This window comes from Pseudomonas putida (assembly GCA_041879295.1).
GTDB classification, from domain to species: domain Bacteria; phylum Pseudomonadota; class Gammaproteobacteria; order Pseudomonadales; family Pseudomonadaceae; genus Aquipseudomonas; species Aquipseudomonas putida_Y.
In genome coordinates, this window is sequence record CP047152.1 from 1,285,703 (window position 1) to 1,297,618 (window position 11,916).

General features: G+C 61.1%; 14 protein-coding genes. 8 read left to right on the plus strand and 6 right to left on the minus strand.

Features of this window, described 5'->3' with window-relative positions; genetic code table 11:
• Positions 1–52: 52 nt before the first annotated feature.
• Positions 53–1,393, minus strand: coding sequence for an aminotransferase class I/II-fold pyridoxal phosphate-dependent enzyme (locus GST84_05955; GenBank protein XGB11930.1), 1,341 nt, complete (start codon positions 1,391–1,393; stop codon positions 53–55).
• Between the two features lie 181 nt (positions 1,394–1,574).
• On the opposite strand from GST84_05955, the gene GST84_05960 reads away from it, so the two are divergent.
• The 4 genes from GST84_05960 to GST84_05975 are packed head-to-tail and all read left to right on the plus strand — an operon-like array spanning position 1,575 to position 5,171.
• Positions 1,575–2,279: a serine acetyltransferase gene (locus tag GST84_05960; protein ID XGB15714.1), complete on the plus strand. Its 705-nt coding sequence runs from the start codon at positions 1,575–1,577 to the stop codon at positions 2,277–2,279.
• Positions 2,276–3,064, plus strand: a complete 789-nt coding sequence (locus GST84_05965) for an alanyl-tRNA editing protein (GenBank protein ID XGB11931.1) — start codon at positions 2,276–2,278, stop codon at positions 3,062–3,064. Before GST84_05960 ends, GST84_05965 begins: the two co-directional genes overlap by 4 nt.
• The gene (locus GST84_05970) at positions 3,061–4,272 is read left to right on the plus strand and encodes an MFS transporter (GenBank protein ID XGB11932.1); all 1,212 of its coding nucleotides are present in this window, start codon (positions 3,061–3,063) and stop codon (positions 4,270–4,272) included. Before GST84_05965 ends, GST84_05970 begins: the two co-directional genes overlap by 4 nt.
• On the plus strand, positions 4,269–5,171 hold the full coding sequence (locus GST84_05975; protein XGB11933.1) for a pyridoxal-phosphate dependent enzyme: 903 nt from the start codon (positions 4,269–4,271) through the stop codon (positions 5,169–5,171). Before GST84_05970 ends, GST84_05975 begins: the two co-directional genes overlap by 4 nt.
• A gap of 168 nt (positions 5,172–5,339) precedes the next feature.
• On the opposite strand, the gene GST84_05980 is transcribed toward GST84_05975, so the two are convergent.
• Genes GST84_05980 through GST84_05995 form a run of 4 tightly spaced genes read right to left on the minus strand, consistent with a single transcriptional unit; the run spans position 5,340 to position 6,994 of the window.
• The gene (locus tag GST84_05980) at positions 5,340–5,537 is read right to left on the minus strand and encodes a zinc chelation protein SecC (GenBank protein XGB11934.1); all 198 of its coding nucleotides are present in this window, start codon (positions 5,535–5,537) and stop codon (positions 5,340–5,342) included.
• Between the two features lie 7 nt (positions 5,538–5,544).
• Positions 5,545–6,018, minus strand: a complete 474-nt coding sequence (locus GST84_05985; GenBank protein XGB11935.1) for a hypothetical protein — start codon at positions 6,016–6,018, stop codon at positions 5,545–5,547.
• 2 nt (positions 6,019–6,020) lie between these two features.
• Complete coding sequence (locus GST84_05990) at positions 6,021–6,497, minus strand: YchJ family protein (protein XGB11936.1); 477 nt, start codon at positions 6,495–6,497, stop codon at positions 6,021–6,023.
• Positions 6,498–6,499: 2 nt separating this feature from the next.
• On the minus strand, positions 6,500–6,994 hold the full coding sequence (locus GST84_05995) for a hypothetical protein (GenBank protein ID XGB11937.1): 495 nt from the start codon (positions 6,992–6,994) through the stop codon (positions 6,500–6,502).
• A 159-nt stretch (positions 6,995–7,153) separates the two neighbouring features.
• Here GST84_05995 and GST84_06000 point away from each other — a divergent pair, with 159 nt between their 5' ends.
• From GST84_06000 to GST84_06010, 3 genes are all read left to right on the plus strand, one after another.
• Positions 7,154–7,846: an OmpA family protein gene (locus tag GST84_06000; GenBank protein ID XGB11938.1), complete on the plus strand. Its 693-nt coding sequence runs from the start codon at positions 7,154–7,156 to the stop codon at positions 7,844–7,846.
• 89 nt (positions 7,847–7,935) lie between these two features.
• Positions 7,936–8,655 (plus strand): OmpA family protein, encoded by a 720-nt coding sequence (locus tag GST84_06005; GenBank protein XGB11939.1) that lies wholly within the window; start codon positions 7,936–7,938, stop codon positions 8,653–8,655.
• Between the two features lie 98 nt (positions 8,656–8,753).
• Entirely contained in the window at positions 8,754–9,029 is a 276-nt protein-coding gene (locus GST84_06010; protein ID XGB11940.1) for a DUF1145 domain-containing protein, read from the plus strand.
• Positions 9,030–9,151: 122 nt separating this feature from the next.
• On the opposite strand, the gene GST84_06015 is transcribed toward GST84_06010, so the two are convergent.
• A complete protein-coding gene (locus tag GST84_06015) occupies positions 9,152–9,616 on the minus strand; it encodes a hypothetical protein (GenBank protein XGB11941.1) in 465 nt (154 codons plus the stop codon).
• 98 nt (positions 9,617–9,714) lie between these two features.
• Here GST84_06015 and dinG point away from each other — a divergent pair, with 98 nt between their 5' ends.
• The gene (dinG, locus tag GST84_06020; GenBank protein ID XGB11942.1) at positions 9,715–11,859 is read left to right on the plus strand and encodes an ATP-dependent DNA helicase DinG; all 2,145 of its coding nucleotides are present in this window, start codon (positions 9,715–9,717) and stop codon (positions 11,857–11,859) included.
• Positions 11,860–11,916 lie beyond the last annotated feature (57 nt).

The window sequence follows — 11,916 nt, forward strand, 5'->3', positions numbered from 1 at the left end:
AAGCGCGCAGGCGCCATGCAAGGTCCCAGGTCGGTTTATTTGATTGCGCGCCTCAAACGTCGAAGCGCTCAGCCAGTGCGTCGGAAAAATGCGTGCAATTGATGCGCGTGTAGCGTCGGTAGTCACGGCTCACCGCGAATGCAGAGCCGGGCATCAGCAGGATCTTGTGCTGCTCCAGTTTGCGCATGAAAGGTTGCAGGTCGGGCAGGTCCGGGTGATAGACCCAGAGGAACATCCCCCCTTGCGGTGCAATATCGAACTGCCAGCCGCGCTCGAGCAGCAAGCGTTGGGTTTGCACTTGCTGGCGGATCAGACGCTGCTGCACGTCCTTCATGTGCCGGGCATAGGTGCCATCTGACAATATGGTGTTGACGAAGCGTTCGCAAAACGCGGGGACCGCAACGCAGGTCAGCAGTTTAAGGCGTGTGAGCGGCTCGATCAGGTCTTGCGAGCAGGCAATGAACCCTACGCGCAGCGATGCCGACAGGCACTTGGAGAAGCTGCCGATGTAGATAACCCGGTCAAGGTTGTCCAGCTCGGCAAAGGTCTGGCGCACGGCGGGGCTGAAGTCCCCATACACATCATCCTCGACCACGAAGAACTCGTGCTCCACCGCCAGGCGCAGGACGCTGAAGGCGTTGTGCGGGCTGATGTTGCTGCCGGTCGGGTTGTGGAAAGTGCTGTTGCAGAAAAACGCCTTGACCTTGTGCCTGGCCAGGTGGCTTCTCATTTCTTCCACGTCCGGCCCGTCCTGGGTCCGCCGAATGCCGACGACGTGCCCGCCCGCCAGCTGGATCAGCTTGATCAGGTTGCCGTTGCCCGGCTCGTCGACGAAAACGTGGTCGCCTGGTTTGATCAGCAACCGTGCCACCAAGTCCAGGCCTTGAGTGGCACCCAGTGTGGTCAGCAACTGGTTGGGGCGGGCTTCGACACGGGTCAGCCGTTTCATGTGCACGCAAAGCTGTTTGCGCATGGGCAGGTAGCCCTGGATGTCGCCGTATTCTGCCAGCGAGCTCTGCTCCAGCCGCGCCGTGCGCCGAATTGCCTTGGCCAGCAGTTCGGTGTCGCGCCACGCCGGGGGCAGCCATCCGCTGCCTAGCTTGGTGAAGTGCTGGCCGCCCTGCAACAGCCGGAACAGCGGATCGCCGGCCATGCATTCGGGTTCGTGGATCACGCCGGTGTGACGCGTCCGGTTTGCGACGAAGTAGCCACGGCCGGGTGATGCCGTCAACACGCCTTCGCTGACCAGCTGGGCATAGGCCGACACGACGTCGTGGTAGCTGAAGTCGACTGCAGCGGTCAGCTTGCGGATGGAGGGCATGCGTTGCCCGGGCAACCACTCGCCTGCATCCAGGCGTTGTTTCAACAGGTGATGAAGGCTGCAGGGGATCATGGCAGGTCCGAAACCGTTAGAAAAAAAAGCCTAACAGTTAACGGAAATGCTTGTCGACTGTTCGTTTGCAAATGGCCAGTACATGCCAATATCCCTGTGTCGAAACTTTCGGCTGCCAACAAAGGCGGCACTTATAGCGTCTGTGCAGACCAGACAACTGGATATCAAGCCCATGCACCCTATGGACATGCAATCAGCCGTCATTGCCAGGCTTCCTGTCCCTGACGAACTGGAGTCATTCAAAGTTGTAAAGAATCTTGTGACCTCGGCGTTATTGGAGTGTTGTTCAATCGTCGAGTTCGAAGCACTGAAAGAAACATCGGTCATTGAAAGTGTGACTGAACAGGCACATGCCGATTTGCAGGCATTTGCCATGAAAGATCCGGCTGCCGGCCGCGACCTGGTATTCATTGCAAAAACCTACACCTCTTATTCTGCGGTTTTGCATTATCGGCTTGCCCATTGGATCTACAACAATAGCGCCGCTATCTACGGCGCCGGCGGCCAATGCCTGGCCGCCATGATCTCCCGGCGCGGAAAAATGCTGTCGGGGGCGGAGATCCATTTCCGCAGCCGCATCGGTGCGCGCTTCATCATCGATCACGGCATGGGCACCGTCATTGGTGAAACATCGACCATTGGTGACGATTGCTACGTGCTTGGCGGTGTAACCCTGGGCGCCCGCGGTATCAGTGACAACCCCTCGAGCCCCAGGCATCCGACGTTGGGTAACCGGGTACAGATCGGCGCTTTCGCCAGTGTGCTGGGCGCTATTCATGTGGGTGACGGCGCGTTTATCGGGCCGGGATGCATTGTTACCAAAGACGTCCCGGCCGCTGCCCGGGTACAGGTTAAAACATCATTGCAGGTGGTATTGGAAGCATGAACTCTCTTAACTATGAAGTTTTAAGAAATACCGAAAAACTGTATTACAAAGATCAGTACCTGGCGGGCGCGAATACTCAAGTAGTGCGGGTGCACAGTGACGGTATCGAGTTGCTGAGCACGGTGGCCTACCCGGAAGGTGGCGGCCAGGAAGCGGACTTCGGCACGATTGAATTACCGGTGGGTACCGTGCGATTCGTCTGGGTTAAAAAACTCTACGGTAGTCCTATTCGCCTGGAAGGTTTCAAAGGCGGAAAACTGGGCGGCATCATTATTCACAATGTGCACCCTGATGATTTGCACTTGCTGGATGAAGTCACCGCAGGCATGCCGGCTCGCGTCACTATCGATATTGAACGGCGCGAACGGCTGACGTTGTCTCACAGTGCCAGCCACTTCCTGTATGCCGCCGCCATCGGGCTGCGTGAAGAGCTGAAGCAATGGACTATCGGCTGCCATATCAAAGAGGACACGGCACGCTTCGACTTTCTGGTCGAGGACGCGTTCACGGCTGAAGACGTACTTGAAATAGAACGGCGGGCGAATGAACTGATCGGCTGCGATGCGCCCATCGAGCACTACGCGGTTCAAGGCCTGGAAGACGCACGTTTGTGGACCTACAACGGGATCGAAATCCCCTGCGGTGGCACCCACCTCGATTCACCGCGGCGCATCGGGCGCCTTGGCGTCAAGCGCAAACGGCTGGGTAAAGGCAAGGAACGGCTGATCTGCGTGTTCCCCGAGGCGGAAATCGACCTGTCCACTTATCACGAGCACGCATTATGAACAGCACATTACCGCGGCGCACGTACCTGTATTTCACCGCACAGTCGATCAACCTGACGACTGCCGTGATGTCGGTGACGATGGCCGCCATTGTCGGGGCCTCGCTGGCGCCTGACGCCGCATGGTCCACAGTGCCGTACGGGTTCCAGTTTCTGTGCCTGATGTTGGCAACCTATCCGGTCTCCAGGCTGATGAGCCGCATCGGCCGTAAAAAGGCTTTCATGCTGGGTGCGATTCCCTTGGCGCTGTCTGGCGTCAGCGGCTTTCTGGCGGTGGAGCACGAGCATTTTCCTGCGCTGGTCCTCAGTCACTCTGCATTGGGTGTATACATCGCGTTCGCCAACTTCAACCGGTTCGCGGCGACCGATAATCTTTCCCAGGCCTTGAAGCCCAAGGCGCTTTCGCTGGTCGTGGCTGGCGGGGTCATCGCGGCTGTGGTCGGGCCGACGCTTACCGAGTGGCTGCGTGATGTTGGCGGCTTCCCACTGTTTTCGCTGTGTTACGCCGCGTTTGTCGGCCTGGCGCTGCTGTCGTTGTTGATTGCCCTGTGCCTGCCCAATGATGCGGGCACGGCCAGCGCGGTCAACAGCACAGCAAAACCGGCAAGCACCCGTGCCGAGCCGGCAGGCCCGAGCGTGGTTGTGGCAATGGCTGTGGCTGCGCTGGGCTACGGGATCATGAACCTGCTGATGATCCAGGCCTCGATGCACATGAAACACATGCACGAGGACTTCACTGACGTCCGACTGGCGATCCAGTGGCATGTGATCGCCATGTTTGCCCCGTCGTTCTTCACCGGCGCCATCATCCAGCGGCTGGGTATCAAGACCACCATTTGCGCGGGCCTGGCCCTGTTGATCGGTTGCTCGGCGATGAATATCTGGTCGCACAGCTACGCCATGATGACCTTGGCACTGATTGCCCTCGGACTGGGCTGGAACCTCACTTATGTAGGCGGAGGTGCGTTGCTGGCCCAGTCACTGCAGAACAGCCCGGCTGCGATGCAGATGCAGGGCAAGAACGACCTGGCCATTGCCGTTTTTGCCACCATCGGCGCATTCAGCCCTTCGCTGTTGCTGAGCTCGGTCGGCTGGGACGGTACCAATGCCATCTGCATGGTCCTCTGCATGGGGCTGCTGGTTGCCACTGCCGGGCTGCTGCAGAACAAGGCCGGCCTACATACTTCAATGGAAGGTAGCCGCAAATGAGCGAGCTCATCAGTGTCAGCGATCGCATCTACACCAAGCTGGAAATGAACAACCCGGGCGGTAGCCACAAATACCGGGCGGCGCGGCAGATCGTCGAACATGCCGTGCGCAGGGGCGACATCATTCCCGGGGTGACGACCGTCATCGAAAAGACCGGTGGCAGTTTCGGCTTCGGCTTGCTGGCGGCTTGTCATAAGTACCAGGTCGCCGTAGAGCTGGCGGTCGGGCTGAGTTTCAGCCAGACCAAGCGGGATCTGCTGGAGTGTTTCGGTGCCCGACTGATTGGCAAGGAAATGCTGATGGCCGGTGCCACACCCAAGGACGTGGTGATGCATCACCTGGATAATCAGGCCGCACTGGGCAAGTCATACTTCTACACCGACCAGTTCAACAACCCGGTAGGCATCGAGGCCCATCGTTATCAGACCGCCAGCGAACTGGCCATGCAACTGACCAGCGCCGGGGCGGGGCGGCAGATACTGTTCGTGGGCTGTGCGGGTACTGGCGCCAGTTTCACGGGTATCACCCTGGGGCTGAAGGACCATGGCTTCGAGGTGTCGACGGTACTGGTCGATCCCAATGGCTGTGATTCGAGGGCTGGCGTGTTCGCCGATCATCGTTTTGAAGGCATGGCCGTGGGCGTTTGTCCGCCGTTCATGGACTGGTCGCTGGTGGACGAGCGGGCCCAGGTGCACCATGCAGAAATGCTGGCCGCACAGCGCTGGTTCTACATGCAGAGTGGCATTTTCGTCGGTAATACAGCCGCTGCCTGTCTGGCGGTTGCCCAGCGCATGGCCCAGCACCCGCGGTATGTCGAGACCACCCTGGTGACCATCGCCTATGATGCCGGCCTCTGGTACCAGGACCTGCTGGGGGCTAACCGGCGCAAAGCCGCATAACCCACCTGTGCCAGGCTCATGATCCAGAGGCTGGCACGGTACCTGTGGGAGCGGGCGAGCCCGCGAAGCAGGCGACGCTGTGGATGGCACGGGCTTCGCCCGTGTTCGCGGGCGCGCCCGCGAACACAGTGATCGTGCAATCTCTCAGATTTTTATCGAGTCAGTCGATCAGGCGCCGTGGCACTTCTTGTACTTTTTCTCGCTACCGCACGGGCACGGGTCGTTACGGCCAACGTCCTTCAGGGCGTTGCGTACCGGCTCCTGGTGGCCGTGGTTGCAGTGCGGGCCGTGTACATGGCCGTGGTCGTGGTGGTGATCATGGTCATGGTTGCAGTCAGGGCCATGAACGTGGGGTTGTTGGGACATTGCAGGGTTACTCCGGTATGTGATCGCCGGGGATTATCTCACCACTGCGTGATATGTGCAGGTCCCGATGGATCAGCAACCCGGTCGCCAGTTCGCCCTGCAGGGTGTAATGCAGTGGCTGCTTGCTTCTCAGCAGTTTGGCCAGTGGTTTCAGGTGCTGCCACAGGTTGGTGCGTGCGGTTATCTTGAAAGTGCGCCGTGCATGCCCTCCCACGCTGCGCCATACGCTGGCTTCATCCTGCACCAGGAGCAGGTCATTGAGGCGTATTGCATACGACACGTTGCGTATGAACAGGCGGCTGTCATTGGGGTTGTCGACCCGCACGTGCAACACGAACTCCTGTTCCAGCAACCTGGCCTTGACCGTTTCGACCTCGACCAGGTGCACTTCGGGCTCGCGCCAGTCTTCGCCCCAACTGGCACAGCCCGTCAGCCATGTCAGCAGCGCACCGAGCAGTAGCAGACGGGTGCGCTTGATCATGTTCAGTTCCCTACGTAGCTGGCGCAGCATTTCTTGAATTTGTGCCCGCTGGCGCAAGGGCAGGGGTCGTTGCGCCCGGCCTTCAGCCCGACCGTCGGGTCGATGAAGTACCAGCGCCCGGCATGCTGGACGAAGGCCGAGCGTTCACGGTGCTGATGATCGCCGTCCTGGTCGTGCCAGCGCGCGGTGAAGGTGACGAAGCCGTGTTCCGGCTGGCCGCCCAGCACTTCTGCGCTTTCCACCTCCAGGCCCAGCCAGGTGCTCTGTGCACTCCAGTCGGCCATGGCAGCACGGTCCAGGTCGGCTTGCTGAACCGGCAGGGTGGTGGCTACCAGGTAGTCGACCAGGCCCAGCACGTACGCACTGTAGCGTGAGCGCATCAGGGCCTGGGCATCCGGTGCCGGGGTACCGGCATGGTAATGCCCGCAGCAGGCGTCAAGCAGGTTGCCACTGCCACAAGGGCAGACCGAGACACTCATCATCACCACCAGTACTTGCCAAAGTTTTCAGGGTTGGCCCAGAACCTGGCGTTGAGCCAGTCCGGGACCTGCTTATAGTCATGTAGATCATAGGTGAACAGGCTCAAAACCTGTTGGTCACGGCAGAATTTCTCGCTGGCCGACAAGGCCAGGGCGAAAAAGTCGGTGTCCTGCCAGCCGCAGGCGGCCAGGTCGGCCAGCACTGCAACGCGGCTGGCATTGAGGTTGCGAATGCCGCCGAGCAGCTCCAGGCCGGTGCGCTTGGGCAAGTGTTCCAGGCAGTCCACCAATACCGCCAGGTCAAAGCGCTGGGCAGCCAGTTCGGCCGGCAGCGGGCCAGGGGCGGCGATGTCGATGGTCACCTGGGGGTGCGCCTGAGCGAAGGCGTCCAGCGCCGGAAAGCGCGTACCTACCAGCAGCAGCCGTTGTGGAGTGAAGCGCTCGAGCAGGGCCGCCAGGGCCTGTTGAGGGGTGCGTTTGGAAAAACCTTCGGTCATTGCCATTCCTCGTTCTAGTCGTCCAAGACTAGCGGGCTGCGGCGTGTGGGCAAAGAGGCATGTGGCCGTGACGTAGCTTATTGCTGGCAGGGTTGGGATGAGCGGTCTTTACTCCCAGAGATCGGTCTTATGCCGATTCCCCCTAGGAGAAGCAATGAAATGAGCATAGTACGCACAGCGATACCCCTGGTACTGCTCACCAGTGTGTTGACTGGTTGTGCAGGTTTGCAAAAAACCGACTGGCCGAAATGTGCCGCCGTCGGGGGTGTAGGCGGCGCCGCCCTGGGCGCCATCGAAAGTTCCAGCTGGGCTGGCTGGGGTGCGTTGCTGGGCGGTGGCCTGGCGGCGGGCTATTGCTGGGCCCACGGCGATGGCGACGAGGATGGCGACGGCGTGCCCGACAGCCGTGACAAATGCCCTGGCACCCCGCGTGGTGTGCAGGTCGATGCCAACGGATGCCCGCCTGAGCCGGTCGCGGTGGTCGAAGAAGTGGTGGTGCAGAAGGAAGAAGTCATTGTCATCCGTGATGTGCACTTCGAGTTCGATTCTGCGCGCCTGACTGCCAGTGACAAAGAGCGCCTCAATACCATTGCCACGCGCCTGAAGCAGGAAGCGCCATCTGCCCGCCTTAGCGTCAGCGGCCATACCGACAGCGTCGGTTCCGACAGTTACAACCAGAAACTGTCCGAGCGACGCGCCCATTCGGTGACCGACTATCTGGTCGAAAGCGGTGTACCGCGCAGCAGCTTCGTTTCGGTAGTCGGCGCGGGTGAAACCCAGCCGGTGGCAGACAACGCCACGGCCGAAGGGCGTGCCATGAACCGTCGTACCGAGATCAAGATCCAGCGGTAAGGCGGCATGCGCCCGTGCCTTGAGCAGTGGCACGGGCGCGTCTTCATGCCGGCCAGCCGTTTGTGGCCAATGACACAGGAGCATTCAGCATGAGTGTGACGTCGAAGGCGGCATTGCCGCTGTTGGTGGCTGCCAGCCTGCTCGCGGGCTGTGCCACGCACAGTGATGGCAGCGCGCCCCTCAACCAAAGGACCTGGCCCATCTGCAGCCTGCTGGGCGGCTTGGTCGGTGGTGGCCTTGGCGCCATCGAGAGTTCTTCCTGGGCTGCCGGTGGTGGTGCCTTGGGCGCCATCGCCGGGGGGCTGATTTGTTACGCCCAGGACGGTGACGAAGATGGTGACGGCATTTTCGACCGACGTGATCACTGCCCCGAGACCCCTGCCAACACGGCGGTCGACCACATGGGTTGCCCACTGAAACAGTACCCGGTCGCGCCACCTGCCAGTGCTCCCGAACCCTCGCCAGAGGTGATCACCCTCGATGACAACGGCGCGGTGATGTTCGCCTTCGACTCCGCCGAACTGACGCCGGCGGCCCAGCAACGCCTGCAAGGCCTGGTGGCGAAACTCAATTCACCGACGGTGGCCAAGGTCCGTGTGATCGGGCACACCGACAGTGTGGGCTCCGACAGCTACAACCAGGCACTTTCCGAACGCCGCGCCAGCAGCGTGGCCGAGTACTTGATTGGGCAGGGCCTGGAGATGGGCAAGGTCACCAGCCAGGGCCGCGGGGAAAGCGAGCCGGTTACCGACAACGAAACCGACGAGGGCCGCGCGCGCAACCGACGGGTGGAACTGCACCTCAACTGAGTGGTGTTGGCGCCTGCCTTGGCATTACCGTGAATGCTGTTCGCATGGTTTGCTCGATCAGGCTGCCTCGACATGAGAACAATCGATAGGGGCGGGGTATGAAGTTCATCCTGGGCCTGGGCAAGGTCCTGACGGTCGCTTTCTGGGGGGTGGTGTTGTTCAATCAGTTGATGCCACAACCCTTGCCCTTCAATCTGCTGATCAATGCTGCCGGCATCGTCTTGTTGGGCCTGCACCTGCTTGAAGTGCTGTTCTTCAATCGCAGCCTGCGCGGACGCAGTCACCGCTGGTTTGACCGTTTGCAAATACTGTTGACGGGTATCTTCCATGTGATGTCCATTCCCCGTGCGCGGAAGGCGCCGCGGCTGAACTGATCTTGCAGCGGCTCTGATTCTCACTGCGGCCCCTTGCTGGAGGGGGCTTGCCCGCGAACACCGGCAACGCCGGTGACATTCACCGTGGCGCCGGCTTCGCTACAGGTTGCGCGCAGAACCTGTCAGATCACCAGCCGCGAACTGGCCACCGCAACCACGGCCAGCCCCAGCAGCAGATTGATACCCACCATCCGCCGAATGCGCCCCAGTACCGCCGCCCCTGCCGGCCAGTCCTCGGCCTGCACTGCTGCCTTCAATTCTGGCAGCAGCAACGCCTGAATGCGCATGAACAAGGCAAGCATGGCGATCCCGCCACCTATCATTACGTGCACGTACCGGGGCGCCGTTTCGAAACCGCTGAAGCGCATGTGCAACATGCCGATACCACTTATCGCCAAAATCGCCACCGCCAGCCAGACCCAGCCGAAGAAGCGTCGGAAAACTTCCACCCACAAGCGCAGGCGGGCAGGCCCTTCCAGGGCTGCAACCGTTGCCGGGCGCAGCACCAGCCAGGCGAAGAACATGCCGCCGACCCATACCAGGGCGGCCAGAACATGCAGTGTGTAGGGCAGGGCAAAGGCGAGCATTCGGATCTCCATGCGGCAGAAAGGGCAATAGCGGGGTATGATAGCCGCCTCATGCGAAACACTGAAAATATATCCAGCCCTCCGGGCGCCTGCAGACCATGATCAGCAACGAACTCAAAGCCACTATCCAGGGCGCCTATTCGCGTTTTCTCGAAGCCAAGAGCCTCAAGCCGCGCTATGGCCAACGCCTGATGATCGCCGAAGTGGCCAAAGTGCTTGGCGACATTGCCTGCGACGATGAAGGCCGCCGCGCTGGCGAGCCTGCCGTGGTGGCCGTGGAAGCGGGCACCGGTACCGGCAAGACGGTAGCCTACAGCCTGGCTGCCATCCCGGCGGCCAAGGCCGCCGGCAAACGCCTTGTGATCGCCACGGCTACCGTAGCCCTGCAAGAGCAGATCGTCTTCAAGGACCTGCCCGACCTGATGCGCAGCAGTGGCCTCAACTTCAGCTTCGCCCTGGCCAAGGGTCGTGGCCGCTATCTGTGCCTGTCCAAGCTCGACATCCTGTTGCAGGAAGGCCACGCCCAGTCAGCCACGGCTCAGTTGTTCGAGGAAGAAGGCTTCCGTATCGAAGTCGACGAGCGCAGCCAGAAGTTGTTCAACAGCATGATCGAGAAGCTTGCCGGCAACCGCTGGGACGGTGACCGTGACAGCTGGCCAGAGGCCCTGGAAGACCAGGACTGGGCACGGCTGACCACCGACCACAGCCAGTGCACCGGCCGCCACTGCCCCAACTTCCAGCAGTGCGTGTTCTACAAGGCTCGCGAAGGCATGGGCAAGGTCGATGTGATCGTCACCAACCACGACATGGTCCTGGCCGACCTGGCCCTGGGTGGCGGTGCGGTGTTACCCGACCCGCGCGATACCATGTACGTGTTCGACGAAGGCCATCATCTGCCAGACAAGGCCATCGGCCATTTCGCCCATTATTCGCGGCTGCGTTCCACCGCCGACTGGCTGGAACAGACCGCCAAGAACCTGACCAAATTGCTGGCCCAGCATCCGCTGCCCGGCGACCTGGGCAAGTACATCGAGCAGGTGCCGGAGCTGGCGCGAGAAGTACGCACCCAGCAGCAGTTCATGTTCACCCTTTGTGAACAGGTGGCCGACTTCCGTCCCAGCGAGGACACCGAAGGCCGTGAACGCCCGCGTTACCGTTTCGAGGGTGGGGTGGTGCCGGAGCAGATTCGCGAAGTGGGCATCGAACTGAAAAAGGGCTTTGCCCGCCTCAACGATCTGTTCACCCGCCTGGCTGACCTGCTCAAGGAAGGCATGGACGGTGAGGTCAACATCGGCATCGCCAGCCATCAGGCCGAAGAGTGGTATCCGCTGTTCGGCAGCCTGGTCACCCGTGCCCAGGGCAACTGGGAGCTGTGGACGGCCTTCACTGCCGAAGACCCAGAAGACAGCCCGCCCATGGCGCGCTGGCTGACCTTGGCCGAGAGTGGCGCGCTGTTCGACATCGAAGTCAACGCCAGCCCCATCCTCGCCGCAGAAATGCTGCGGCGCAGCCTGTGGAGCGTGGCGCACGGTGCGCTTGTGACTTCGGCGACATTGACAGCGCTGGGCAAGTTCGACCGTTTCCGCATGCGTTCGGGGTTGCCGCGCGATGCCGTCACTTGTGTGGTGCCCAGCCCGTTTGTGCATGGCGATGCCGGTCTTTTGCGGGTCCCCGACCTGAAGGCCGACCCCCGCGATGCTACCGCGCACACTGCAGCGATCATCCGCGAGCTGCCGAACATCGTCGAAGATGCCCGTGGCGCGCTGGTGTTGTTCTCGTCACGCAAACAGATGCAGGATGTGTTTGATGGTCTGGACCGTGACTGGCGCAAGCTGGTGCTCATCCAGGGCAACCTTTCAAAGCAGGAAACCCTGAACAAGCACAAGGCGAGGGTCGACGATGGCCAGCACAGCGTGCTGTTTGGCCTGGCCAGCTTTGCCGAAGGTGTCGACCTGCCGGGTGCGTATTGCGAGCACGTCGTCATCGCCAAGATTCCCTTTGCTGTGCCCGACGACCCGGTCGAAGCTGCGCTGGCCGAGTGGATCGAGGCACGTGGCGGTAACCCGTTCATGGAAATTGCCGTGCCCGACGCCTCGTTGAAGCTGATCCAGGCTTGCGGTCGCCTTCTGCGTACCGAGCAGGATCGCGGCGTTATCACCTTGCTTGACCGGCGCTTGGTCACGCAGCGTTACGGCAAGGCTATTCTCAATGCGCTACCGCCGTTCCGGCGGGAAATTTCCTGATCGCCGGAGCACTTGCTCCGGCGCATTGTCCATTACTCGTCTTGGGCCCGTCAGGGT